This window comes from Mycobacterium sp. DBP42 (assembly GCF_005924235.1).
Taxonomy (GTDB): Bacteria; Actinomycetota; Actinomycetes; order Mycobacteriales; family Mycobacteriaceae; genus Mycobacterium; species Mycobacterium syngnathidarum.
Genome location: NZ_VCMY01000027.1, coordinates 1 through 23,945, shown reverse-complemented (window position 1 = coordinate 23,945; position 23,945 = coordinate 1). Strand labels below are relative to the sequence as shown.

25 protein-coding genes, 1 tRNA gene and 1 rRNA gene are annotated in these 23,945 nt (G+C 67.4%); 5 read left to right on the top strand and 22 right to left on the bottom strand.

All coding sequences use genetic code 11. The annotated features are described in order from the left end of the window. The first annotated feature begins 95 nt into the window (after nt 1-95). Nucleotides 96-638, top strand: coding sequence for a hypothetical protein (locus E0T84_RS21470; RefSeq protein WP_138745462.1), 543 nt, complete (start codon nt 96-98; stop codon nt 636-638). Next, nucleotides 631-1,770: a site-specific integrase gene (locus tag E0T84_RS21465; RefSeq protein WP_138745461.1), complete on the top strand. Its 1,140-nt coding sequence runs from the start codon at nt 631-633 to the stop codon at nt 1,768-1,770. Before E0T84_RS21470 ends, E0T84_RS21465 begins: the two co-directional genes overlap by 8 nt. A 101-nt stretch (nt 1,771-1,871) precedes the next feature. Here E0T84_RS21465 and E0T84_RS21460 read toward each other — a convergent pair. From E0T84_RS21460 to E0T84_RS21415, 9 genes are all read right to left on the bottom strand, one after another. Beyond that, nucleotides 1,872-1,948 (bottom strand) — tRNA-Pro (locus E0T84_RS21460). Nucleotides 1,949-2,028: 80 nt separating this feature from the next. After that, complete coding sequence (locus E0T84_RS21455; protein ID WP_070188244.1) at nt 2,029-2,970, bottom strand: sulfite exporter TauE/SafE family protein; 942 nt, start codon at nt 2,968-2,970, stop codon at nt 2,029-2,031. Between the two features lie 244 nt (nt 2,971-3,214). Next, a complete protein-coding gene (locus E0T84_RS21445; protein ID WP_371726201.1) occupies nt 3,215-3,982 on the bottom strand; it encodes a sulfite exporter TauE/SafE family protein in 768 nt (255 codons plus the stop codon). Nucleotides 3,983-4,063: 81 nt separating this feature from the next. Further along, complete coding sequence (gene der, locus E0T84_RS21440) at nt 4,064-5,476, bottom strand: ribosome biogenesis GTPase Der (protein ID WP_070188246.1); 1,413 nt, start codon at nt 5,474-5,476, stop codon at nt 4,064-4,066. Next, nucleotides 5,473-6,159, bottom strand: coding sequence for a (d)CMP kinase (gene cmk, locus E0T84_RS21435; protein WP_138745460.1), 687 nt, complete (start codon nt 6,157-6,159; stop codon nt 5,473-5,475). Before cmk ends, der begins: the two co-directional genes overlap by 4 nt. Continuing rightward, nucleotides 6,156-6,926: a pseudouridine synthase gene (locus tag E0T84_RS21430; RefSeq protein WP_171055129.1), complete on the bottom strand. Its 771-nt coding sequence runs from the start codon at nt 6,924-6,926 to the stop codon at nt 6,156-6,158. The genes cmk and E0T84_RS21430 overlap by 4 nt, the downstream gene beginning before the upstream one ends. A 1-nt stretch (nt 6,927) precedes the next feature. Then, on the bottom strand, nt 6,928-7,665 hold the full coding sequence (gene scpB, locus E0T84_RS21425) for an SMC-Scp complex subunit ScpB (protein WP_138745459.1): 738 nt from the start codon (nt 7,663-7,665) through the stop codon (nt 6,928-6,930). A gap of 8 nt (nt 7,666-7,673) precedes the next feature. Beyond that, complete coding sequence (locus E0T84_RS21420) at nt 7,674-8,552, bottom strand: segregation/condensation protein A (protein WP_070188250.1); 879 nt, start codon at nt 8,550-8,552, stop codon at nt 7,674-7,676. Next, nucleotides 8,549-9,433 (bottom strand): ParA family protein, encoded by an 885-nt coding sequence (locus E0T84_RS21415; RefSeq protein WP_070188263.1) that lies wholly within the window; start codon nt 9,431-9,433, stop codon nt 8,549-8,551. Before E0T84_RS21415 ends, E0T84_RS21420 begins: the two co-directional genes overlap by 4 nt. 118 nt (nt 9,434-9,551) lie before the next feature. Here E0T84_RS21415 and E0T84_RS21410 point away from each other — a divergent pair, with 118 nt between their 5' ends. Continuing rightward, entirely contained in the window at nt 9,552-10,304 is a 753-nt protein-coding gene (locus E0T84_RS21410; protein ID WP_138745458.1) for an O-methyltransferase, read from the top strand. Here the strand turns inward: E0T84_RS21410 and xerD are convergent. From xerD to E0T84_RS21380, 6 genes are all read right to left on the bottom strand, one after another. Then, the gene (gene xerD / locus E0T84_RS21405; protein WP_070188251.1) at nt 10,301-11,257 is read right to left on the bottom strand and encodes a site-specific tyrosine recombinase XerD; all 957 of its coding nucleotides are present in this window, start codon (nt 11,255-11,257) and stop codon (nt 10,301-10,303) included. The genes E0T84_RS21410 and xerD overlap by 4 nt on opposite strands. Then, complete coding sequence (locus E0T84_RS21400) at nt 11,254-11,874, bottom strand: NUDIX hydrolase (RefSeq protein ID WP_138745457.1); 621 nt, start codon at nt 11,872-11,874, stop codon at nt 11,254-11,256. The genes xerD and E0T84_RS21400 overlap by 4 nt, the downstream gene beginning before the upstream one ends. Next, entirely contained in the window at nt 11,867-13,633 is a 1,767-nt protein-coding gene (locus tag E0T84_RS21395) for a CTP synthase (RefSeq protein ID WP_171055128.1), read from the bottom strand. Before E0T84_RS21395 ends, E0T84_RS21400 begins: the two co-directional genes overlap by 8 nt. Before the next feature lie 127 nt (nt 13,634-13,760). Beyond that, nucleotides 13,761-14,702, bottom strand: a complete 942-nt coding sequence (locus tag E0T84_RS21390) for a copper transporter (RefSeq protein ID WP_138745455.1) — start codon at nt 14,700-14,702, stop codon at nt 13,761-13,763. 15 nt (nt 14,703-14,717) lie between these two features. Beyond that, nucleotides 14,718-15,902: a putative cytokinetic ring protein SteA gene (gene steA / locus E0T84_RS21385; RefSeq protein ID WP_138745454.1), complete on the bottom strand. Its 1,185-nt coding sequence runs from the start codon at nt 15,900-15,902 to the stop codon at nt 14,718-14,720. A gap of 100 nt (nt 15,903-16,002) precedes the next feature. Then, a complete protein-coding gene (locus E0T84_RS21380; RefSeq protein ID WP_138745453.1) occupies nt 16,003-16,524 on the bottom strand; it encodes a CGNR zinc finger domain-containing protein in 522 nt (173 codons plus the stop codon). Between the two features lie 144 nt (nt 16,525-16,668). On the opposite strand from E0T84_RS21380, the gene E0T84_RS21375 reads away from it, so the two are divergent. Continuing rightward, the gene (locus tag E0T84_RS21375; RefSeq protein WP_138745452.1) at nt 16,669-17,130 is read left to right on the top strand and encodes a VOC family protein; all 462 of its coding nucleotides are present in this window, start codon (nt 16,669-16,671) and stop codon (nt 17,128-17,130) included. 15 nt (nt 17,131-17,145) lie between these two features. Further along, nucleotides 17,146-18,045 carry a pyridoxamine 5'-phosphate oxidase family protein gene (locus E0T84_RS21370; RefSeq protein WP_138745451.1) on the top strand — a complete coding sequence of 300 codons (900 nt, stop codon included), beginning with the start codon at nt 17,146-17,148 and terminating at the stop codon, nt 18,043-18,045. On the opposite strand, the gene recN is transcribed toward E0T84_RS21370, so the two are convergent. From recN to rrf, 7 genes are all read right to left on the bottom strand, one after another. Beyond that, entirely contained in the window at nt 18,042-19,805 is a 1,764-nt protein-coding gene (recN, locus tag E0T84_RS21365; protein ID WP_070188258.1) for a DNA repair protein RecN, read from the bottom strand. The genes E0T84_RS21370 and recN overlap by 4 nt on opposite strands. Nucleotides 19,806-19,811: 6 nt before the next feature. Then, nucleotides 19,812-20,735 carry an NAD kinase gene (locus E0T84_RS21360; RefSeq protein WP_070188259.1) on the bottom strand — a complete coding sequence of 308 codons (924 nt, stop codon included), beginning with the start codon at nt 20,733-20,735 and terminating at the stop codon, nt 19,812-19,814. After that, on the bottom strand, nt 20,732-21,541 hold the full coding sequence (locus E0T84_RS21355) for a TlyA family RNA methyltransferase (RefSeq protein WP_070188260.1): 810 nt from the start codon (nt 21,539-21,541) through the stop codon (nt 20,732-20,734). Before E0T84_RS21355 ends, E0T84_RS21360 begins: the two co-directional genes overlap by 4 nt. Nucleotides 21,542-21,547: 6 nt before the next feature. Further along, the gene (locus E0T84_RS21350) at nt 21,548-21,754 is read right to left on the bottom strand and encodes a hypothetical protein (RefSeq protein WP_070188266.1); all 207 of its coding nucleotides are present in this window, start codon (nt 21,752-21,754) and stop codon (nt 21,548-21,550) included. Nucleotides 21,755-21,767: 13 nt separating this feature from the next. Continuing rightward, on the bottom strand, nt 21,768-22,784 hold the full coding sequence (locus E0T84_RS21345; RefSeq protein ID WP_138745450.1) for an HAD-IIA family hydrolase: 1,017 nt from the start codon (nt 22,782-22,784) through the stop codon (nt 21,768-21,770). Between the two features lies 1 nt (nt 22,785). Next, the gene (locus E0T84_RS21340; protein WP_171055127.1) at nt 22,786-23,637 is read right to left on the bottom strand and encodes a tetratricopeptide repeat protein; all 852 of its coding nucleotides are present in this window, start codon (nt 23,635-23,637) and stop codon (nt 22,786-22,788) included. Between the two features lie 191 nt (nt 23,638-23,828). Continuing rightward, nucleotides 23,829-23,942, bottom strand: a 5S ribosomal RNA gene (gene rrf / locus E0T84_RS21335). Between the last annotated feature and the right edge of the window lie 3 nt (nt 23,943-23,945).

The window sequence follows — 23,945 nt, the reverse complement described above, 5'->3', positions numbered from 1 at the left end:
GTTCCGGCGTTGTTGACAGTCTGTCCCATGCAGCGCACACTGACACGTGACAGAAGGTGTCAATTGCAGAGTTCCTGATGGCCCATTGAGAGGGGATGACGTTGCGAGGACTTCTCGTTGAGATGCCCGACGGCGGTGTTGTCGAGGTGACAGACCCCGACCTGGTGCCAATGGGCGACGTGTTCGCCTGCCGAAAGCTCACCTACACGCACGACGGCGGCGATAACAAACCGTCGTGCCGGATCGTGTTCGAGGTACAGAACGGCGTACCGGCCTGCACCAGCCTCGCGATCGAATCCAGACCCGGAACGCCAGTCCGCGCGAAGGACCTGACCGCGGTGAAGCTCGACAACATCAGGGACGACGCTTTCGCGGCGGGTGGTGTCTACCGCAGCAATCCAAATGGCGGTTACGTACGGACGTGGGGGCCGGCGTCGTTCCTGCGAGACCGCAAGGAGACCGAGCGCGCGGGCCGGCACCGGAAGATGACGCCGGAACTTCTGTCTCAGGTAGCCGAGGTACATAAGGCGACACCGACTGCACGCATTGCTGCGGTTGAGGCGGCGTTCGGAATCTCCGAGCGACAGGCAAAGCGGTACATCAAGGCGGCTCGGGAAGCGGGGTTGCTCGATGGCTAAGCGTGCGAACGGCGAGGGCAATATCCGGCAGCGGCCTAACGGACGCTGGGAGGGCCGGGTGTCCTACGTCGACCCGGTGACCGAGAAGCGCCGCTCGGTGTCGGTGTACGGGGCGACGGCTGCAGAGTGCCGCAAGGAATTGAAGAAGGTTCGCCAGCGCATCGAGGGCGGGCAGCCGGCCAAGGATGCGCCGGACACGGTGGCGTCGTGGTTGAAGCGGTGGCGTGCGGCGTCGTTGGCGGCGTCGGATCGCAAGGCAACTACCAAGTCCCTGTACGGGTCACTGTCTCGCAAGCATCTGGAGTGCACTGCCATCGGCAGTAAGCGGCTGGACCGGTTGAAGCCGTCCGATGTCGAGGCACTGATAGTCGAGCTGCGCGGCAACAAGCTGGCTGACTCCACGGTGCGGCAGGTGTACACAGTGCTGCGCCAGGCGCTCGACGTGGCGGTGCGGGACGGACTGTTGGCGGCGAACCCGGCTACCAAGGTGAAGCGGCCAGGGGTCGCGCGACAAGAGGCGAAGTACCTCCCGGCTGCCGACGTGGCGCGACTGCTCGACGCGGCGCGCGGTCTCCGCTACTACGTGGCGGTGGTGGTGATGGCGGCAACCGGTTTGCGCCGCGGCGAGGTGGCCGGCCTGTTGTGGACCGACGTGGATCTCGACAAGGGTGAGTTGACCGTGCGTCACACCCTGTCGCGAGTGGATGGTGCGCTGGTGTTGACCGAACCCAAGACGGACCGGTCGCGGCGGCGGGTGCCGCTGCATGCCGGTGTGGTGACGGCGCTCAAAGGGTGGCGGACACAGCAGCTACAGGAACGGCTCGCGGCGGGTGATCAGTGGACGGATACCGGGGTGGTGTTCGCCACCGAGTTGGGCACGATGCTGGATCCAAGGAACTTGCTGCGCACGGTCGAGTTGGCGGCGGCCAAGGTAGGCATCGAGGACGTGGGTGCCCACACGATGCGGCATTCCGCTGCGGTGGCGTGGCTGGAGTCGGGGGTGCATATCAAGGCGACCGCGGACCTGCTCGGGCACTCGTCGATCAGCATCACGGGCGACCTGTACGGGCACACCAGCGATGACACGGCGCGGGCCGCGGTCGACGGCCTGGGCACTGCCCTCGGGCTCTGACAACGAATCGGTGGAAGGAGATGCGATCTGGTTTGGGTACACAGTTTGGGTACGGCATGAAAAAAGGCCGCTTCCGAACCTCGGAAACGGCCTCTGATCTGTGGTCGGGCTGACAGGATTTGAACCTGCGACCACTTGACCCCCAGTCAAGTGCGCTACCAAGCTGCGCCACAGCCCGCTTGCTTCCGGCTAGCACCGGCAGCGAGTCGAAAGCTTACCGTAGAGACCCGCTTTCACCCCAATCGCTCCCCCTGCGCGTCACCGGGCGGCGGTGTCCGGCTCGTCTGCCAGCTCTTCTTCGGCAGGCTCCTCGGCGTCGAGCGCCTCGGGCAGGTATTCGGGGGCCCGGGAGACTCGCCAGGCGTACAGCACCAGCCCGGCCCAAAGAACCACGATCGCGACGCACACGGCCGTCGAGGCGGCGCCGTGAATGCCGAAGTACTTCAACAGCTTCTGAGCGTTGCTCAGGACGATCACACCGCCCACCGTGGTGCCCAGCAGTGCTGGACTGATCTTCGACACCAGCCACGCTGCCAGCGGCGCGGCGAGCACTCCACCCACCGCCAATCCGGCCACCACGGGGAGGTTGTGCAGGAAATCCTGCCGCAGACCCACCAGAAAGCCCAGCGATGCCGACACCGCGACCAGGAACTCCGAGGCACTCACCGAACCAATTACCGTCCGGGGCGCGGTCTTGCCCCGCGACAGCAGCGTGCTGGTCGTGATCGGGCCCCAGCCGCCACCTCCGGACGCATCGATGAACCCGCCGAACAGCCCGAGCGGGGTGAGGAACTTGGCAGTGTGCGGAGTGCTGCCCGACCGCAGGGCCGGCGGTGTGCGCAATGAAAACCGCAGGAGTACATACACCCCGATGCACAGCAGGATCGTGGCCATCAGCGGGGCGGCGTCTTCGGTCGACAGCGACGAGAGCACTGTCGCTCCGAGGAACGCGCCGGTCGCGCCCGGTACACCGAGCTTGAGCACGATGCCCCAGTCGATGTTCTTGAACCGCCAGTGCGACAGACCCGACGCCAAGGTGGTACCCACCTCGGCCAGGTGCACCGCGGCGCTGGCCTGCGCCGAAGCCACGCCGCTGAGCACCAGGAGGGTCGAGGCAGTGACACCGAAGGCCATCCCGAGCGCACCGTCGACCAACTGGGCTCCCAGGCCGACGAGCGTGAAGATCAGAAGCGAACGCATGGGTTCGGCTGCTTTCGATTGTGGTCGCGCAGCGACCTGACGATTGACGGGCGCGGATCAGCTGCGCGCGCGACACCATTCGTCGAAAGCCATCAACCGGCGCGACGGCCAGAACGGCTCGAGAGCAGCAAGGGTGGACGGTGCGGTGCGGTACGCGCGCTCGGCCACCGGGTCACCCCTCTCCCTCGTCGTCAGACAGACTGAGCAAGCCTACAAGAGTCCGGACCAGATCGCGCCAACGGGCTCAGACCGTCAACAATCGGTACAGCCCGATCAAGCCCACCACCACGATCACGGCCCGCAACGCGTTCGGCGACAGCCGCCGGCCGTAGTGCGCGCCCAGGAAGCCGCCGATCAACGAACCGACCGCGATCAGGCCTGCCGCTTCCCAGCTGATCCGGTCGAACGCCACGATCGTGTACGCCAGTGCGGCCACGACATTGACCAGCAGCGACAGCAAGTTCTTGGCGGCGTTCATGCGCTGCATCGACTCTGGCAGCAGGGCACCCATCACCGCGATCAGCAGGATCCCCTGGGCCGCGGTGAAGTAGCCGCCGTAGACACCGACGGCGAACGTGCCGATCACCAGCACCGCCATGCGACCCGGACTCACGTGATCGGCGGATTGCCCTGAGGCCTCGGCGCGTCGCCGCGCCCAGCCCTGGATCCGTGGCCCGACGACCACCAGCACCAACGCCAGGATCAGCAGGACCGGCACCACGGTGACGAACACCTTTTCCGGCAGGTGCAGCAGTAGCCAGGAGCCCAGACCGGCACCGATCAGTGATCCGGGAATCTGCCAGCGCAGCCGCTTCCACTGCCCGCGCAGTTCCCGCCGATAGCCCCAGGTACCCGAAACCCCGCCGGCAACCAGACCGACGGCGTTGGACATCGTCGAGGTGACCGGCGGAATTCCCAGCGCCACCAGCGTCGGGAAGGTGATCAGCGTGCCCGAACCGACGATGGCGTTGATCGCACCCGCGCCGACACCGGCCAGCGCGATCAGGATCATGTGGGTGACCGACACTCGGGCCAGCCTATCGGCCCGAGGGGTCAGCGCCTCTTGGGTGCGCCGTGCTGGATGGTCGCTCCGCTAGCGCTTCGCTCCGCGCTTCTCCCGGACCCGGACATTGATCCGCACCGGGCTGCCCTCGAAACCGAACTGCTCACGCAGCCGGCGCTCCAGGAACCGGCGGTAGCCGGCCTCCAGGAACCCGGAGGTGAACAGCACGAAGGTCGGCGGCCGGGTGGCGGCCTGGGTGGCGAACAGGATCTTGGGCTGCTTGCCGCCCCGCACCGGCGGCGGCGTCGCGGCCACGATCTCTTTGAGGAAGTTGTTGAGCTGGCCGGTCGAGATCCGCTTGTCCCAGGACGCCAGCGAGGTCTCCAGGGCCGGCACCAGCTTCTGCACGGCCCGACCGGTCATGGCCGAGATGTTGACCCGCGGCGCCCACTGCACCTGGACCAGTTCGCGGTCAATCTCCTTGTCCAGCAGGTAACGCCGGTCTTCGTCGACCAAGTCCCATTTGTTGAACGCGATGACCAGTGCACGGCCGGCATCGATCACCATCGACAACACCCGTAGGTCCTGCTCGGTCAGCGGCTGAGAGGCGTCGATCAGCATGATCGCCACCTCGGCCGCATCAATCGCGCCGTGGGTGCGCACCGAGGCGTAGAACTCGTGTCCGCTGGCCTGGCCGACCTTACGCCGCAAACCCGCGGTGTCGACGAAACGCCAAGTCTTGCCGCCCAATTCGATCAGCGAGTCGACGGGGTCGACCGTGGTGCCCGCGACATCGTGCACCACCGAGCGCTCGTCGCCGGCCAGCCGGTTCAGCAGCGAGCTCTTACCGACGTTCGGCTTGCCCACCAATGCCACGCGGCGTGGCCCGCCGCCACCGCTGCCGGCCACCTCCGAAACCTCGGGCAGCTTCTCCATCACGGTGTCCAGCAGATCGGCGACGCCGCGCCCGTGCATGGCGCTGATCGAGTGCGGCTCACCGATGCCCAGCGACCACAGCGCCGCGGCGTCGGATTCGCCTCGCTGCGTGTCAACCTTGTTGGCCGCCAAGAAAACCGGCTTGCCCGACTTGCGCAGCATCCGGGCCGCCGCCTCGTCGGCCGAGGTGGCGCCGACGACGGCGTCGACGACGAGGATGATCGCGTCGGCGGTACGCATCGCCACCAGCGCCTGATCGGCCACCAGCTGCTGAAGGCCTTTGGCGTCGGGCTCCCAGCCGCCGGTGTCCTGCACCATGAACCGGCGGCCCAACCAGTTCGCGTCGTAGGACACCCGGTCGCGGGTGACCCCGGGGATGTCCTGCACGACGGCTTCGCGACGGCCCAGGATCCGGTTTACCAGAGTCGATTTCCCGACGTTGGGCCGACCGACGACGGCCAGCACCGGCGGTGGCGTGGCGGCCTCCTCCAGCACCTCGGCGACTTCGTCACTGAACTCCCAGTCACTTTCGTCCGACCAGGTGCCGTCCCCTTCAGAGACGTTCATCGCCGTACCCCCGCATGCTGGGTCACCAGGTCGAGAAGGTGTGCCACGACCTGTGTTTGGTCCATGTCGCTGGTGTCGACCACCAGGGCGTCGTCAGCCGCGCGCAACGGCGACACGGCGCGAGTGGAATCGAGGTGGTCGCGCCGCTGCACGTCGGCGAGCACGGTCTCGTAATCGTCGGGCAGACCGCTCGCGATGTTCTGGGCATTGCGTCGCCGGGCCCGCTCCTCCGCCGACGCGGTCAGGAAGATCTTGACGTCGGCCTTGGGCAGTACCACGGTGCCGATGTCGCGGCCCTCGACCACCACACGTCCACCCGAGGACGCCAATTGCCGCTGCAACTCGACCAGCCGCGCACGCAACCCGGGCACCGCCGAGACCGCCGACACCGCGCGGGTCACCTCGTCGCCGCGGATCTCGGCGGAGACGTCTTCACCGGCCAGGTAGGCGCGGTCCTCACCGGGGTCCGAACCGACGCCGATCACCGCACCCGAGGCCACCGCGTCGATCGCTGCGGCGTCGCTCAGATCGACCCCGGCCCGCAGCACCGCCAGCGTGACGATCCGGTACATCGCACCGGTGTCCAGGTAGCTCGCACCCAGCGCTTGCGCCAAACCTCTTGAAACCGAGGACTTTCCGGTTCCGGCCGGGCCGTCGACCGCCACCACCAGAGATCCGCTCACATTCCCACCGCCTGATAAAGCTCGCCGATTTCCTTGCGGCTGAGCGCCCTGATACTGCCCGGCCGCTGCTCACCGAGAGCCACCGAACCGATGTCGGTGCGGACCAGTTCCTGCACCGGGAAGTCCACCGCGGCCAGCATCCGCCGCACGATGCGGTTGCGGCCCTCGTGGAGGGTGACCTTGACCAGCGTCTTGCCCGGAACCGTGTCCACCACCGCGAAGTCGTCTACGTGGGCCGGGCCGTCGTCCAGTTCGACACCGGCGCGCAGCTTCTTGCCCAGCCCCCGCGGCACCGTGCCGATCACCGTCGCCACATAGGTTTTCGGGATCTCGTAGGACGGATGCATCAGCCGGTGGGCGAGCTCGCCGTCGTTGGTCAGCAACAGCAGGCCCTCGGTGTCGGCATCGAGCCGGCCGACGTGGAACAGCTTCTTGTTACCCCGAACCCGGTGCTCGACGAGGTCTCCGACGCACGGCCGGCCTTTCTCGTCGGACATCGTGGACAACATGCCGCGCGGCTTGTTGATCGCCAGATACACCAGGGTGTCGTCGAACACCACCCGCGAACCGTCCACCCGGATCTCGGCCGTCGCCGGGTCGACGCGGGTGCCCAGCTCGGTCACCAGTCGGCCGTCGACCTCTACACGGCCATCGGTGATCATTCTTTCGGCCACCCGCCGGGACGCAACTCCGGCCTGTGACAACACTTTCTGCAGCCGTACGCCTTCTTCGCCCCGCACGCGAGGAGGACCAAAATCGTCAGCCATGTCAGTCCTTGTCCACGTCGAACGCCGGCGGCTGATTGTTGCCGGGTGAGCCACCGTTGAGTTTGGCGAAACGCGGCTCGTCACCGAGTGATTCGCTCAGATCGTCGATCACGTCGACATCGGGCAGCAATGGCGCGATGTCGGGCAGATCGGACAGCGAGGTCAGGCCCAGCCGCTCGAGGAACAGGTCGGTGGTGGCGAAGCTGGCCGCGCCGCTGTCGGGGTCGTTGCCCGCCTCGGTGATCAGACCGCGCGCCACCAGGGTCCGCATCACCGCATCGACGTTGACGCCGCGCACCGCACTCACCCGCGCCCGGGTCACCGGTTGCCGGTAGGCCACCACGGCCAGGGTCTCCAGGGCAGCGCGGGTCAGTTTGGAACGAGCACCGTCGAGCAGCAGCCGCTCGACATACGGGGCGTAACGCGCCCGGGTGTACATCCGCCAACCGCCGGCGGCCTCGCGCAGGTCGATGCCACTGTCCCGGGCGGCGAAGTCTTCCGCCATCAGGCGCAGTTTGGCCATCACCCGATAGGCGGGCTGCTCGGTCGCCGAGGCAAGCGCATCCACCGTCACCGGGGTGTCCACCACCAACAGCAGCGCTTCCAGCACGGCCCCCAGCTCACCGTCTTCGAGCTCGGGAACCGTCGCCACATCGATGCCCAGGTCATCTCCGACCGGGTTCACATCACCCGGGGCATCATCGGACCGCTCTCCGGAATCGGAGATCTCGTCAGTCATTGTTCTCGCTATTCTTCCGCATCAGCGGTGGCCAGATGTTCGCTGGTCGGCCGATCTCCGGTCCACGAAACCTGGAGCACTCCAAGCGGTTCTGGTTGCTCGAATGCTACCGCCTTGGCTCGGAACAGTTCGAGCAGCGCCAGGAAGCGGCCGACGATCTGCAGTCCGTCGGTGCACTCTGCCACGAGGTCGGCGAAAGTTGCCCATTCGCCGATCCCGCGCTGTTCGAGCAGGGCGATGATCCGGTGGGCCTGCTCAGGCACCGACACCTTGGGCGCATGGATGTGGTCGGTGCCGACCGTCGGCACCGGGCGCGGGGTGAGGGCGGCGGCAGCGATCTCGGCGAATTTGCCGGCGTCGACGCCGAGCATCACCTCGGGCAGCAGGTCGGAGTATCGGTCTTCCAGGGATACCGCCCGCGGGTAGCTGCGCAGCGCCGCGGCCTCCAGTTCGGCGAACATCATCGCGACGTGTTTGAACGCGCGGTACTGCAGTAGCCGCGCGAACAACAGGTCGCGGACCTCGAGAAGCGCGAGATCCTCCTCGTCGTGCACCTCGCCCGACGGCAGCAGCCGGGCCGCCTTCAGATCCAGCAGGGTGGCCGCGATCACCAGGAACGTCGTGGTCTCGTCGAGCTCGAGGCGGGCGCCGATCTCCTTGGTGTACGCGATGAAATCGTCGGTGACCTGGTGCAATGCCACCTCGGTGACGTCGAGGCGGTGCGCGAAGATCAGCTGCAGCAGCAGATCGAACGGGCCCTCGAAGTTGGTGAGCCGAACCTGGAAGCGGTTCTGCTGCTCACCGGCGGTCGACTCATCCCCGACGGCGGCAGCTGGTTCTGCTGGATCGCCGGTCGGAGTGGCCGGGGTGTTCAGGACATCGTTCACGCGCCGAACCGGTCGATGACTTCGCGCGCCAGCGATCGGTAGGCCACCGCACCGCCGGACTTTGGTGCCCAGGTGGTGATCGGTTCCCCGGCCACGCTGGTCTCCGGGAACCGCACGGTCCGGGTGATCACGGTGTCGAACACCAGGTCGCCGAATCGTTCCACGACGCGGGCCATGACCTCGCGCGCGTTCACCGTGCGTGGGTCGTACCGGGTGACCAAGATGCCGCTGATGGACAGTTTCGGGTTGAGCCGGTCGTGCACCTTGTCCACGGTGTCGGTGAGCAGCGCCAGCCCGCGCAGCGAGAAGTACTCGCATTCGGTGGGGATGATCACACCGTCGGCGCAGGCCAATCCGTTGACCGTGAGCAGGCCCAGCGACGGCTGGCAATCGATCAGCACGTAGTCGTAGCGGTCCAGCACCGGGTACAGGGCCCGGGCCAGTGACTGTTCGCGGCCGACCTCGTTGACCAGTTGGATCTCGGCAGCCGACAGGTCGATGTTGCTGGGCACCAGGTCCATGCCGCTGACCCGGGTCTTGATCACCACGTCGTCGATCGACACCCGCGGTTCGACCAGAAGGTTGTGCACGGTGTGCTCGAGTTCGTAGTGCGGCACCCCGAGGCCGGCCGACAGTGCGCCCTGCGGGTCCAGGTCGACCAGCAGTACCCGGCGGCCGTACTCGGCCAGGCTGGCGCCCAGGTTGATGGTCGAGGTGGTCTTGCCGACCCCGCCCTTCTGATTGCACATCGCGATGACCTTGGCCGGACCGTGGGTCGAACGCGGTGGCGGTTCGGGAATGTCGCGCGGTGGCCGCCCCGTCAGGCCGAGTTCGGGCGTGTTGTGTTCGAAGAGGCCGTCGTGTGCGCTGTCGTCGTTCATACCCGACCACCGCTGGTCAGGCATCCCGCAGTATTCGCGCACATCCCGGCAAGTTTAACGTCGGTACGCAGCCTCGACGGGCAGACCCGCGGGCAATCAGACGCATATGGTGTGCGTCATGAGTCTCAAACAGCGCCTGCCGCTGTTGCGGTGGTCGTTCATCCGGATGGGAATCGGCGCCAGAAACTTCGCTCGCACCGGGCAGTGGGGCGACGGGCGGGAGGCCGCGGCTGCGGACTACGTCGAGGCCAATGCCCGCGCAGGCGACCTCGACGACGTCATCGCCACCATCGACAAGTTCGCCTACGAGAAGTCGTTTCTGATCAACGTCGGCGATGAGAAGGGCGCCCTGCTCGACGCGGCGGTGATCCGTGCCAATCCCCGGCTGGCTCTCGAGTTGGGCACCTACTGCGGATACGGGGCGATGCGCATCGCCCGCGCCGCGCCAGTGGCCCGAGTGTTCTCGGTCGAGTTCTCCCCCACCAATGCCGACATCGCGCGACGCATCTGGGCACACGCCGGGGTGGCCGACCGGATCACGTGCGTGGTCGGCACGATCGGTGACGGTGGGCGCACGCTCGACGCGCTCGCGGCCCACGGGTTCGACACCGGCGAGCTGGATTTCGTGTTCCTCGACCACGACAAGAACGCCTACCTGACCGATCTGCAGAGCCTGCTGGACCGCGGCTGGTTGCACCGGGGCTCGATCGTGGTCGCCGACAACGTGAAGCTGCCGGGGGCACCGAAATACCTGGCCTACATGCAGGAGCAACAGGGCTCGCGCTGGGACACCACACACCACAAGACACACGCCGAATACCAGACCCTGCTGCCCGACCTGGTGCTGGAGTCGGAGTACCTGGGCGGCTAACGCGCCCGCGGGTGCGCGCCCGCCCAGACCTCGCGCAGCGTGTGCACGGTGACCATGGTGTAGATCTGCGTGGTGGTCACCGAGGCGTGGCCGAGCAGTTCCTGCACCACACGCACGTCGGCGCCGCCGTCGAGCAGGTGGGTCGCGAACGAGTGCCGCAGTGTGTGGGGCGAGACCGCCGAGGTGATGCCGGCCCGTGCCGCCGCATCCTGCAGCACCTGCCAGGCACTCTGCCGCGACAACCGCCCACCGCGGGCGTTCAGGAAGATCCCCGGCGTGCCCCGGCCGCGGCGGGCCAGGTCCGGTCGCCCCCGCACCAGATAGGCGTCGAGTGCGCTGACGGCGGGACGGCCGATGGGAACCAGCCGCTGCTTGCCGCCTTTGCCGTGCAGAAGCACCGAGCGCGCCTGGGTGTCGATGTCATCGACGTCGAGTCCCACGGCTTCCGAGATTCGGGCTCCGGTGGAGTACAACAACTCCAGAAGCGCGCGATTACGCAGCGTCAGCGGACCGTCGGCCTCGCTGTCTCCGCCGGCGGCCTCGAGCAACGCGACGACCTCGTCGAGGGTGAGGCTCTTGGGCAGCCTCCGGCTCGGAGTCGGCGGTTTCACCCCGCGTGCGACATCGTTTTCGGTCATGCCCTCGGCGGTGGCGAACCGGTGCAGGCCCCGGACCGCGACGACCGCCCTGGCCGCCGAGACCGCCGACAGCGCAGCCACTCCCGTTTCGGGATCACCGCGGCGCAGTGCGATCAGAAAGTCGCTGACGTCGGTCTCGGCCACCTTGGCCAGATCGTCGATTCCCCGCCTGCTCAGGTGCTCGGCGTAGCGGCGCAGGTCGCGTCGGTACGAACTCAAGGTGTTGGCCGCCACGCCCCGCTCGATCGTCAGGTGATCGAGGTAGCCCCGGAACTGGTCGTCGAGGGCCGAGCGGAGCGGGGCCGGCGTGGTCATGACAGGCCTTTTCGCCGCCTGAACGCGCTCGGCCGGTCGACCCACTCAGCCTCGACCGGCCGTAGCGATTCGGCTCCGGTCATTGCCTGCGCCGCCAGAATGCCCGCCACCGCAATACCGTTCACGATTTCGCCGGAGAACACCTGCCGGACGGCTTCCTTGAGCGGTATCCGCTCGACCACCATGTCGGCTTCCTCGTGCTCGGGTTCAGGCCGCCCGATGTCGGTCAGGCCGGTGGCCAGGAAGATCCGCACGCTCTCGTCGGAGAACCCTGGTGTCGAGTCGAGATCCACCAGCACCCGCCATTGCTCGGCCGCCAGGCCGACCTCTTCGGCGAGTTCGCGGGCCGCGGTTACCTCGGGCCGTTCCCCGCCGAGGTCGAGCAGGCCCGCGGGTAGCTCCCAGAGCCGACGGCCCAGCGGGTGCCGGTACTGGTACACCAGCACCACGTTGCCGTCTTCGTCGAGGGCCACCACGGCCACCGCGCCGTAGTGCTCTACGACCTCGCGCCGGGCCGAACCACCGCCGGGCATGCTGACCTCGTCCGCCCGCAGCGCGAAAATGCTTCCCACATAGACGGTTTCACTGGCCAGCGTCTCGTACTCGTGTTCAGCCAAGAGATGCGGCTTCGGATTCGTCCACCGGGCTCTCGCCGTTGTCGGCCTCCTCGGCGAAATGCTCGGGAAGATCCATGCCGGGCAAGCGCTCCTCGGCCTTGTAGTCCAGCGCCGCACCGATGAACGCCGCGAACAGCGGGTGCGGTTGAGTGGGCCGGCTCTTGAGCTCGGGATGCGCCTGCGTTCCGACCAGGAACGGGTGGACCTTCGCGTCGTACTCGACGAACTCCACCAGGTGCCCATCGGGCGAGGTACCGCTGAACCGCAGCCCGCTCTCGGCGATCCGATCCCGGTAGGAGTTGTTGACCTCGTAGCGGTGTCGATGCCGCTCGGACACCTCGGTGGCCTGATATGCCTCCGCCACAATCGATCCCGATTCGAGCACGGCGGGATACGCACCCAGTCGCATGGTGCCGCCCAGATCCGCCTCGCCGGCGACGGCGTCCTCCTGATCGGCCATCGTGGAGATCACCGGATCCGATGTCTTCGGGTCGAACTCGGCCGAGTTGGCGCCGGTGATCCCGACCGACCGGGCCGCTTCGATCACGATGCACTGAAGTCCCAGACACAATCCCAGCACCGGCAGGCCGCGCTTGCGGGCGAAGGAGATGGCGCCGAGCTTGCCCTCGATGCCGCGGATACCGAACCCGCCGGGGATCAGGACGCCGTCGACATCTGAGAGCGCGGCCGCCGCACCGGCGTCGGTCTCGCAGTCATCGGAGGCGACCCATCGGATCTCCACCTTGGCCCGGTGCTTGAAACCGCCGGCCCGCAGTGCCTCAGCCACCGAAAGGTATGCATCGGAGAGGTCGATGTACTTGCCCACCAACGCGATTCGAACGGTTTCCTGCGGCTCGTGCACCCGGCGCAGCAGATCATCCCACTCCGACCAGTCCACGTCCCGGAAGGGCAGGTTCAGCCGGCGCACCACGTAGGCGTCGAGTTCCTCGCGGTGCAGCACCTTGGGGATGTCGTAGATGGACGGTGCGTCCGGGGTGGAGATGACACCGTCGACGTCGACGTCGCACATCAGCGCGATCTTGTTCTTGAGCGGTTCGGGAACATCGCGGTCACACCGCAAGATCAGCGCGTCCGGCGTGATACCGATGCTGCGCAGCGCGGCCACCGAGTGTTGGGTGGGCTTGGTCTTGAGCTCACCGGAGGGAGCCAGGTAGGGCACCAGCGACACGTGCAGGAAGAAGCAGTTCTCCCGGCCGACCTCGTGGCGCACCTGGCGCGCGGCCTCCAGGAACGGCAGTGACTCGATATCGCCTACCGTGCCACCGACTTCGGTGATCACGACGTCAGGGCGGTGGCCGGCGGCGTCCGGCGCGGCCATCGCCAGGATGCGACTCTTGATCTCGTCGGTGATGTGCGGAATCACCTGCACGGTATCGCCCAGGTACTCGCCGCGGCGTTCCTTAGCGATCACCGACGAGTAGACCTGACCGGTGGTCACGTTGGCCGACTGCGACAGGTTGCGGTCCAGGAACCGCTCGTAATGGCCGACGTCGAGATCGGTCTCGGCACCGTCCTCGGTGACGAACACCTCGCCGTGCTGGAACGGGTTCATGGTGCCCGGATCCACATTCAGATAGGGATCGAGTTTCTGCATCGTCACCTGCAGCCCCCGCGCGGTGAGCAACTGACCGAGGCTTGAGGCGGTCAGCCCCTTACCCAGGGAAGACACCACACCACCGGTGACGAAGAGGTGTTTGGTGGCGGTGTGCGGGTGCTTGCGTAAGGCGGGCAAAAGCATCCTCCGTGACGACGGGCAGGGGAATCGTGAAAGAAGCTGTGGCCTGCCGACCCACGGAAGTTCACCTTAACACCGACACCGACAAGCCGTCGCTGGCGCGCCGCCGGCGGCAGCGGGAAAACCCCGGCTATTGCGGGACGGTTACCGAGGCCGCACCTTGCCCGGTCCCGTACTTGCCGGCCTTGCCGCCGCCGACGAGGTCGGCCAGCGCCAGCACCGCAGTGATCTGCCCGGCACTGGAATCGGCGTCGTCCACGGTGCTGACGGCAGCCGCCAAACCGGCATCTGACCTGGCCACGGCCACCGCGCCGGTCCCAGAAGCCGACCCCGACCGCCCGGCGAGCACGGTGCCGGCGCCGTGCGGCGCGAGTCCGGCCGCGAACCGGGCCACGGTGGCACCCCGGTTGCCCCCGTCGACGCCGAATCCGCCGCCGGTGATGATCAGTGCGGTGTCGGCCGCACCGATGTGTGGATCGTCATAAGTCAGGAAGCCGGTGTCACGCAAGGCGGCGAGCACGGTCTGCCGCTGGGTGTCGTCCACGGGGGCCGCAGCCGGATTCCGGTCGATCAACAGCGTGATTCCCAGCAGGTCGCCGGCTTGTGACCCCTGGTCCACCGCCGCGGTGCTCAGTTGCCTACCGGCGGGCACGATCGGTGAGTTGACCACCGAAAGCAGTTTGTCCGCAGAATTCGCCTCGACGAACTCGCTGGTGAGCGAGACGTTGCCGGTCACCGTCCCGCCCGCGTCGCGGATGAACCGCGACACCGCATCGACGTCACCATCGACGGCGTCGGGCGTGCGAAACAGCACCACCGACTTGTCCTTCAACGCGTCGCGTACCATGCGGGGCGCCATCTGGGCGTCGAATTCACCTGCGGCATTGAGCTTTTCGTTCAGAGCGTTCTTGTCCTCGGTGAGGGTCTCGATCTGGTGCTGCAGATCCAACTTGTCGTCACGAAGGCCCGACAGCACGGTGTTCGAAAGCAGACCCGATCCGAGGGCCACCCCGATCGCCAGCGCCAGGAAGACCGCCGCCAGCGAGATGGCATGGGCACGTAGCGTGATCACAGCTCACCGACCTGTTCAGCTGACGAGGTTCTGGACCCAGAGGGTGAAACGGTTCCAGTATTCGACGACCCAGTCGAGCACAGCACCGTCGGCCCGGGAGACCCACAAGGCGACGACGACCGCGACGAGCATCGCCAGCACCAACAAGGCGATCGCACCGCCGGACACCCGACTGCGGTACAGGGTCGCCACCGCCTTGGCATCGACGAGCTTCTCCCCCACCTTCAGCCGGGTCAGGAAGGTCGACGGGTTGCTGCGCTGGCGCGAGCGGTCGAAGAACTCCTCGATCGAAGCGGTGTGACCGACCGTGACGATCAGTGACGCGCCGTGGTGATCGCAGAGCAAGAGCGCCAGATCCGCCGCCGACCCGGCAGCCGGGAAGGTCATCGCCCCGACTCCGAGGTCCTGGATGCGCTCCAGACCCGCGGCGTGCCCGTCGGCGTCGGCCGGCAGCACCACCTGGGCGCCGCACCGCAGCACCTCGACGCTCATCTTGTCCGGGTCGCCGACGATGAGCGCGGGCCGGTGGCCGGCCTTGCGCAGCACGTCGGCGCCGGCCCCGACGCCGACCAGCACGGGCTGGTACTCCTTGATGAACGGTTTGAGCGCCTTGAGGTCGTCGGCGGCGTTGGGCTCCTCGGCCACGATCACCACATGCCTGCGGTGCAGGTCCACGTCGATGTTCGGGATTCCGATGCCGTCGATGAGCAGCGGGCTCTCGCTGCGGATGAACTCGATGGTGTTGCCCGCGAATGCCTCCAGATGCGCCACCAGACCGCTCTTGGCGTCATGCATGAGCTCGTGGATCTCTTGATCGTTGCGCTCGGTGCCCAGCGCGATGCGCCGATCACCGGAGTAGACGCCGCCGTTGTTCAGCCGGATCCGCGCCCCGTCCTTGATCTTCTTGAAGATCTCCGGCCCGGCCTCGTCGATGAGCACCACACCGTTGGCCACGAGCACCTCTGGCCCCAAGTTCGGGTAGCGCCCGGAGATGGACGGTGAAGCGTTGACGACGCCGGCGATCTGGGCCTCGACCAGCGCGTCAGCGGTGATCCGGTCGAGATCCTGGGCGTCGAGAACCACGATGTCGCCGGGGCCGATGCGACGCAGCAGCCGATCGATGTCGCGGTCCACTCGAGCAGTGCCGGTCACTCCCGGACGAGAATTGGCATTGCGGGTGAGCAGCGTGGCCATCTTCATGCGCCGATTCTGTCGGGCATCGCCGGTCAGGGGGCGGAGGCGCGCCGTAACACCAGCCTCACAAGTTGGCTTTAGTCACATCAGTAACAGCAGTCCGGTCTCAATCGTGCTTCGCCGCATAATGTCGTGCGGCCTTCGCCCGGTTGCCGCAAGTGGCCATCGAGTGCCACCGCCGGGCGCCGTTTTTCGAGGTGTCGTGAAACCACAGGATGCAGCGCGGATGTGCGCATTTCTTGATCCGATCGGGCGCCTCGCCCACCAACCGCAGCAAATCTTCGGCGGCCAGCCATCCGGCCAGCCATTGCGGCTGCGCCACCTCGACAGCCTCCGCGGGCCCCGATGCCGTGAGTGTGCGCCGAATCCGACCTTGTTCCAGCACCTCGTTGACCTCGTCGACGGAACCGGCTTCGAGGGCCCGCAGGATCGCCTCACGGGCGGACATCAGCGCGATCCGCGACTCCTCGTCCGCCGCGCAGCGATCCGGCAGACCATTGGCCAGCAACCAGCACCGCAGGCCCTCGACGTCAGAAAGCAGGTCCTGCGGCCCATCCGCCGACATCCACCGGGTGTTCAGCAGATCCAGCGCGAGGGGTTCGCCGACATGCGGTCGCGGATCACGCATACCTGAGGGTAACCAGGCCCCCGTACCCGCAAGGACCACGCGCCGACGTAACCATCAAAAATAGGTTAGATGGTTGACGCGGCGCCGCACCCCGGCCTAACCTTCTTTAGCAATTACATCGGTTAGGCCAATCAGGAGGATCGCATGACCGGGACCACCACGCCCCAGCTCGCCACCGGACACGTCGGCATCAACGTCACCGATCTGGACCGCTCCGTGGACTTCTACCGAAACGCGTTGGGTTTCGAACCGCTCGCAGTCAACACCGAGGGTGGACACCGGTACGCCTTCCTCGGCACGAACGGGACACTGCGGCTCACCCTCTGGCAGCAGAGCAACGGCCGGTTCTCCACGGAAACACCCGGCCTGCACCACCTTTCGTTCGAGGCGGCCAGCCTCGACGAGGTGCGGACCGTGGAGGCGGCCCTGAAGGTGCTGGGCACGCAGTTCGCGCACGACGGCGTCGTCGCCCACGGCGAGTCAACCGCCTCCGGCGGCATCTTCTTCACCGACCCGGACGGGACCCGGCTCGAGGTGTACGCACCGAACGGGGCACAGGACGCTCCCGCGCCCAGCGGAACCGCCCCCACCTGCGGATTCTTCTGACCGGAACAGGTGAACATGTATCACTCGGGTGAGTTGGCGGTGCAGCGGCGCATGGGGCAGGAAGCCATCGCCACCCGCGTCGGTCGCATGATCCGCACCGAAGTTCCCGCGGCCGGCGCTGAGTTCCTCGCCGAGCAGCCGATGATCGTGATCGCCACGACCGACGACGATGGCCGGCTGTGGACCAGCTTGATCACTGGTCCACCCGGCTTCGTCCACGCCGACGACCCGCGCACGATCCTGCTCGACGCGCTGCCCGCCCCGGGCGACCCGGTCCGCGATTCGCTGCGCGGCGATCAGCAGATCGGCATGATCGCCATCGAGCCGCAGACCCGGCGCCGCATGCGGATCAACGGCACCGCCGAGCCGGTGGGGACCGGCCTGCGGATCGACCCCGGCCAGGTCTATTCGAACTGCCCGAAGTACATCTCGCGCCGCCACGTCGCCGAGGTCCGGCCCACAATGGAGCGGCCCGCCGTGCACCGCGGCCAGGTGCTGACCGAGCGACAGCAGGCGGTCGTCACCAGCGCTGACGCCTTCTTCATCGGTTCGGCCGACGCGGCGGGCAATGCCGACGCATCACACCGGGGCGGGAATCCGGGGTTTCTGCGGGTGCTCTCGCCCCGGCAGCTACGTTGGCCTGACTACCGCGGGAATTCGATGTTCATGACGCTGGGCAACATCGACGTGAATCCACGGTGCGGGCTGCTGGTGGTCGACTGGGCTTCGGGATCGACGATCCAGCTCACCGGGACCGCCGAAATCAACTGGGATGAAGCCGATTCCAGTGCCGGCACCCAGTGCGCAGTCGACTTCACGATCGGCGAGGTCGTGGAAATGAGCCACCTCAGCCCACTGCGATGGACCACCGCCGAACCGTCCCCGGCCAACCCGCCACTGGCCGACGGGAGCTAGGGCGTGCTGCGCTCCTGCTGGGCAGCCTCCAACAGCTCCCTGGCGTGTGCCCGGCCACTGTCGGACTCCCCCAGCCCGGCCAGCATCCGGGCCAATTCGGCGACCCGGTCCTCATCGTCGATGCGGCGCACGCCGCTGGATTTGGCACGACCGTTACCGCTGTCGACCACGATATGGGCATCGGCGAACGCCGCGACCTGAGGCAGGTGCGTCACCACGATGACCTGATGAGTACGGGCCAACCTGGCAAGTCGGCGGCCGATCTGCACCGCGGCCCTACCGCCGACCCCGGCGTCGACCTCGTCGAACACCATCGTGGTTCCCGCCGTCGACGCCGACAACACCACCTCGAGAGCCAGCATCACGCGGGACAGTTCACCACCGGAGGCGCTCTTGGCCAGCGGCAGCACATCGGCGCCCCGGTGGGCCGTGAAACCGAACTCGACCGCGTCCACCCCGTCATGGCCGGCATGCAACACCGCGCCGTCGGGCATGGTCACCGGCGCGGAATCATCGGCCCGCGCCTGCATGGGCATGACGCCGATGGTGAACACCGCATTGGCCATGGCCAGTCCGGCCAATTCCGCGGTCACCGCCTTGGCCAGCCCCTTGGCGGCCTTGGACCGGGCTTTGGTGAGTTCGCCTGCCGCCGCGACCAATTGGGCCTCGAGCTCGACAACCTTGCGGTCCAGGGCAGCCAGGCTCTCCTCGGACACGTCAAGCTGCGCCAACCGTTCGGCGGCGTCGCGGGACCATTCCAAAACCCCGTCGACGTCGGCGGCGTACTTGCGGGTGAGCGTACGCAGCTCGGCCTGCCGCGCCAGCTTGGTCTCCAAAGTGCTGGCATCGCTGGGCAATTCGGACAGATAGTCGCCGAGCTCGCCGGAGACGTCACCGATCACCGCCATCGCCTCGGCCAGCCGCGCGGCCAGTGCCTGCAACGCCGAGTCGTCGGTGGACTCCAGCGCCGCCTGCGCCCGGCCCACACTGTCGGCCGCCGACGTGGACTCGGGAGTGGGCTCGTCGAGTTCCCCGGCCAGCGCGAACCGAGCGCTCTGCGCGGCCTCGCGCAGCGCATCGAGTTCCGACAGCCGACGGATATCGGCAATGATCGCTTCGTCCTCACCAGGTTGCGGTGCGACCGCGTCGATCTCCTGGATGCCGAAGCTCAGCCGGTCGGCCTCCAGGGTCAGTTCCCGGGCCCGCCGACGCCGGTCGGTCAGGTCACGACGCGCCGTCAGCCATTCGTCGCGGATGCTCCGGTAGCGGGCCAGCGGCTTGTCCACCTCGGCGAAACGGTCCAGGGCCGCGCGCTGCTCATCCGGGCGCATCAACCGCAGTTGATCGTTCTGGCCGTGCAGCGTCAACACCTGGGCGGTGAAGTTGCTCAAAGACTTGGCAGGCACGCTCCGCCCGCCCAGATAGGCTCGCGACGGCCCGGCCCGGCTGACCGAGCGGGCTGCGATCACGCTGCCGTCGTCATCACGCTCGGCGCCCGAGGATTCCAGCAGCTCCTCGACCCGTCCGGTCACGTCCTCACCGAGTTCGATTGTGCTGAAACGGCCTTCCACCACCGCACGGTCCGAGCCCGAACGCACCCTCGTCGCATCCGCACGTGCCCCGCCGAGCAGGTGCAGGCTGGTCACCACCATCGTCTTACCGGTACCGGTCTCGCCGGTCAGAACGGTCAAACCGCGGTCGAACTCCGCAGTGGCAGCACTGATCGCGCCCAATGACTCGATACGAATCTCTGACAGCACAGGTATCTACTGTCCCCGCCATCCGGTGACCGGCAACCGGAACTTACGCACCAGCCGATCGGTGAACGGTGCCGAGTCCAGCCGTACCCATTTCAGCGGGGTGCCGCAGCGGGTCACTTCCAGCCGGCCGCCGGCCGGCACCACCATCTCGCGGCGCCCATCGCAGAACACCAGGGCATCGTTGCCGCTCGCCTCGATCTCGATCGCGATACTGGCCAACGGACTCGTCACCATCGGACGTGCGAACAACGCGTGTGCATTGTTGGGCACCACCAGAATCGCTTCCAAGTCCGGCCAGAGCACCGGGCCGCCCGCCGAGAACGCGTAGGCCGTGGATCCCGTCGGCGTCGACACGAGCACCCCATCGCAGCCGAACGACGACACCGGGCGGCCGTCCACCTCCAACACCACGCCGAGCACCCCGAGCCGAGGCCCCTTCTCCAGGCTGGCCTCGTTGAGCGCCCAGCCCCGGTTGACGACATCGGCGCCCACCCGCACCGCGACGTCCAGGGTCATCCGTTCCTCGATGCGGTAATCGCGGTCGATGACGCGCTCGAGGACATGGTCGATGGCCTCGGCCTCGGCCTCGGCGAGGAATCCGATCCGGCCCAGATTGACGCCCAGCACCGGGATCTCGACGTTGCGTGCGAGCTCAGCCGCACGTAGGAACGTGCCATCCCCGCCGAGCACCAGCACCAGCTCGCACCCTTCGGCGGCACGCTCATCTGCGTCGACCACCTCGATATCCACGCCGAGCGCGCGCATATCGTCGGGCGCCAGATGCAGCGGACCCCGGTCCACGGCCTCGGCCGAGAGCACCTTCAGACCAATACCGTTGTCCCCGAGCACCTTTTCCACTCGCCGGGCAACCTCGGTCGCTTCGTCGCGGCCAGTGTGTACCACCAGCAGGATCGTGCGTTCTTGAGTCATTGCGGCCCCTCCTCGACCGCCTGCCGAACCGCTTGCTCAAGCGACCCGCCGTCCAGCCGACGGTCGCCTTGGGCACGCAGGTGCAGGAAGTACTCGACATTGCCCGATGGTCCGGGAAGCGGGCTGGCCGTCACATCGACAGCATGCCACTGCAAGGCCGCTGCCTTGCGGGCGACCGTGCAGACCGCGTCGATGCGCAACTCCGGATCGGACACCACACCGCCCGCCCCGACACGATCCTTGCCGACCTCGAACTGCGGTTTCACCATCGGGACGATATCGGCGTCGGCGGCCGCGCAAGCCGTCAGCGCGGGCAGTACGGTGGCCAACGAGATGAACGACAGATCGGCCACGATCAGCTGCACCGGCCCGCCGATCGCGTCCGGCGTCAGCTCCCGAACATTGGTGCGTTCCAGCACGTGTACTCGCTCGTCCGAACGCAGCGGCCAGGCCAGCTGGCCGTAACCCACGTCGGCGGCCACCACCTCGGCGGCGCCGCGGTCGAGCAGCACCTCGGTGAAGCCTCCGGTGGAAGCGCCTGCGTCAAGGCAGCGTCTCCCCTCGACGGCGACGTCGAATGCGTCCAGCGCACCGATCAGCTTGTGAGCCCCTCGTGACACCCAGGAGCGTTCCGCTGAGGCAATCACGGTGATGTTGGTGTCGGGGGCGACCGCGGTCGCCGGTTTGGCCGCCGGCATGCCGTCGATCCGCACCCGGCCGGCTTCGATCAATTCGGCCGCCTGCTGGCGAGACCGGGCCAGGCCCCGTCGCACCAGCTCGGCATCAACGCGAGCGCGCCGCGCCACCGGCGCTCACCGTTCTGTCGCCTGCGGTCCGCTCGCTTGCCCCCTGTCGACGGATTCGAGGGCAGCCACCAGCAGATCGTGGGCCTGCTCGAGCCGCGCGGCCACCACGTCGATGTCCATCCCCTCAAGCGCGGACGGGTCCTCCGCCGGGTCGGGGACGCCTGCCAGCACTTCTGCGACCTGGGCACGCAATTGGTCTGGATCGGTAGTCATAGCGATACTCACGCTAGTCGATCGGGGCCGACAGCAACGACCACCGTTGCAGCGCCTGGCGCGCTGTGTCGTCACCGGCGCACACCATCAGAGCGCGCTGCCCCAGGCTCGCGCCCCACACCGCGTGCGCGGTCGCCCGCACCACCGACAGGTCGTCATGGGGATCCTGACCCGTGGTGTGCACGGTGACCGTGTCGGTGTCGACGTCGATCTGCCAGGCCGGGCTGGGCCCGATACGCAGCGCGTCGGCGTCGGCGTGCAATCCCCGCAGGTCCGCAGCCAGGTAGCCGGGACGTTCCGCGGGGACGGCATGCACCGCCTCGCGCGCCGTGCTGACACCGGTGAGCACCATGAGGCTCGGCAGCCCGGCGGCAACGGCCCCCGCGATATCGGTGTCGAGCCGATCTCCCACCACGAGCGGGTTCACGAAGGTCCCTCGGCTCAACGCGTCGTTCATCAGCGTCGGTTGGGGCTTGCCCGCCACCATCGGTTCCTGCTGGGTGGCCACCCGCAACGCGGCCACCATCGAGCCATTGCCCGGCAGCAATCCGCGCTCGGAAGGCAGGGTCAGATCGACATTCGCCGCCACCCACAATGCCCCAGCCCGAATCGCCAGCGCAGCTTCTGCCAGATTCGGCCACGCGGTATCCGGCGAATGCCCCTGCACCACCGCGACCGGGCCTTCGTCGAATGTGCGGACCGGGCGCAACCCGGCGTTGCTCACCTCAGCGGCAAGCGCCTCCGTCCCGACAACGAGAACCGGTGCATCCGCCGGCAGATGAGCCGCCAGCAGGTGCGCCGCACTCTGCGCGCTGGTCACCACATCGTCGGGTATCGCGGCGAACCCGAGCTCACGCAAGTGTTCGGCGACCTGCTCGGGCGCGCGCGAAGCATTGTTGGTGACATAGAGGACCCGTGCGTCCAAACCGGCCAGGCTCTCAAGTGCGCCCACGGTCGGCTCGTGACCCCGAAATACCGTGCCATCGAGATCGAGCAGCAGGCAATCGTGTTCCCGCGCAAGCGTGGTCACGTCAGGAAAGCTCCGTGATCCGGTCTTCCGCGTCGGTGATGCCATCAGTGTCGGCCTGCTCAGCATGAACGAACCACTGCAACGCCTCATCGGTCCGACCGAGCGCCAGGAGCGTGGCGGCGTACACATAGAACAGCCGGGCCGATGTCGGGCCCACCTTGGTCGGGTCGAGCTGGGGTGTCGACAGGATCGCCAACGCCTGCTCCAGCTGACCGAGATCCGAACGGGCACCGGCAGTCACGATCCGCAGCTCCTCGGCATCGTCTCCGGTGAGCGCGGCGGCCTCGTCGCTGCGAGCCAATTCCAACGCCCGCTCTGGCCGCCCGACGCCGCGTTCGCAATCGGCGATCATCGGCAGCAGCACCGACTTGCTACCCATCCGACGGGCAGCGCGCAGCTCGGCTAGTGCCTGGGCCCAGTCGCCGCTGTGATAGGCCGCGATGCCGACAGCCTCGCGCACCACCGCGATCCGCCCGGCCCGGTTGCGGGCGGCGCGGGCATGGGCCAATGCCGCCTCGGGATCCTCGTCCAGGAGCTTGCCGGCCATCACGAGATGACGCGCGACGAAATCAGCGGTGGTTTTGTCCAGCGTCACCAGTTCCCGGCGCACGTCCGGGGCCAACTCCTTGGCCTCGACATCGGCGGGCAACTTCGGGCCGTCGTTTCTGGGTTCGGTGTCCTCGGTGGGCTGGGCCGGACGGGCCCGGCCAGGCCCGGAGTGGCGGGGCGCACTGGAACGTTGATCCCGGCCCCGCTGATCACGGGAGCGGTGGTGACCCGAATTGTTCGATGCGCGGTCGTTCGATGCACGCCGCGGACGACGCTCTGCGCCGCCTTGTCTGTCTCCGACCACGTGTGCCTTTCTACCTACTCTTCCCGCAAAGGATACTGGCAGCAGCCATGGCCGACATAATCTTGCCGGCGGCGCACCACCGATATCCACTCGGGCGCCCCGTGGAATATCGACTGAATGTCGAATTGGGGAAAGAGAATTCAAAACGAATCGCCCCCCACGTAAAACGTGGGGGGCGATCCTTAATTTGTGTTCGGCGGTGTCCTACTTTTCCACCCGTGTGGGTAGTATCATCGGCGCTGGCAGGCTTAGCTTCCGGGTTCGGGATGGGACCGGGCGTTTCCCTGCCGCTATGGACCGCCGTAACT

Coding starts and splice junctions, on each gene's coding strand:
- E0T84_RS21370 (WP_138745451.1), top strand. CDS start 17,146: ATGTATCACTCGGGTGAGTTGGCGGTGCAGCGGCGCATGGGGCAGGAA.
- E0T84_RS21455 (WP_070188244.1), bottom strand. CDS start 2,970: ATGCGTTCGCTTCTGATCTTCACGCTCGTCGGCCTGGGAGCCCAGTTG.
- E0T84_RS21380 (WP_138745453.1), bottom strand. CDS start 16,524: ATGCGTGATCCGCGACCGCATGTCGGCGAACCCCTCGCGCTGGATCTG.
- E0T84_RS21410 (WP_138745458.1), top strand. CDS start 9,552: ATGAGTCTCAAACAGCGCCTGCCGCTGTTGCGGTGGTCGTTCATCCGG.
- scpB (WP_138745459.1), bottom strand. CDS start 7,665: ATGACTGACGAGATCTCCGATTCCGGAGAGCGGTCCGATGATGCCCCG.
- E0T84_RS21430 (WP_171055129.1), bottom strand. CDS start 6,926: ATGGCTGACGATTTTGGTCCTCCTCGCGTGCGGGGCGAAGAAGGCGTA.
- xerD (WP_070188251.1), bottom strand. CDS start 11,257: ATGACCACGCCGGCCCCGCTCCGCTCGGCCCTCGACGACCAGTTCCGG.
- E0T84_RS21465 (WP_138745461.1), top strand. CDS start 631: ATGGCTAAGCGTGCGAACGGCGAGGGCAATATCCGGCAGCGGCCTAAC.
- E0T84_RS21415 (WP_070188263.1), bottom strand. CDS start 9,433: ATGAACGACGACAGCGCACACGACGGCCTCTTCGAACACAACACGCCC.
- E0T84_RS21350 (WP_070188266.1), bottom strand. CDS start 21,754: ATGACTACCGATCCAGACCAATTGCGTGCCCAGGTCGCAGAAGTGCTG.
- E0T84_RS21375 (WP_138745452.1), top strand. CDS start 16,669: ATGACCGGGACCACCACGCCCCAGCTCGCCACCGGACACGTCGGCATC.
- E0T84_RS21470 (WP_138745462.1), top strand. CDS start 96: ATGACGTTGCGAGGACTTCTCGTTGAGATGCCCGACGGCGGTGTTGTC.
- der (WP_070188246.1), bottom strand. CDS start 5,476: ATGAACGTCTCTGAAGGGGACGGCACCTGGTCGGACGAAAGTGACTGG.
- steA (WP_138745454.1), bottom strand. CDS start 15,902: ATGAAGATGGCCACGCTGCTCACCCGCAATGCCAATTCTCGTCCGGGA.
- E0T84_RS21445 (WP_371726201.1), bottom strand. CDS start 3,982: ATGATCCTGATCGCGCTGGCCGGTGTCGGCGCGGGTGCGATCAACGCC.
- E0T84_RS21360 (WP_070188259.1), bottom strand. CDS start 20,735: ATGACTCAAGAACGCACGATCCTGCTGGTGGTACACACTGGCCGCGAC.
- E0T84_RS21395 (WP_171055128.1), bottom strand. CDS start 13,633: ATGCTTTTGCCCGCCTTACGCAAGCACCCGCACACCGCCACCAAACAC.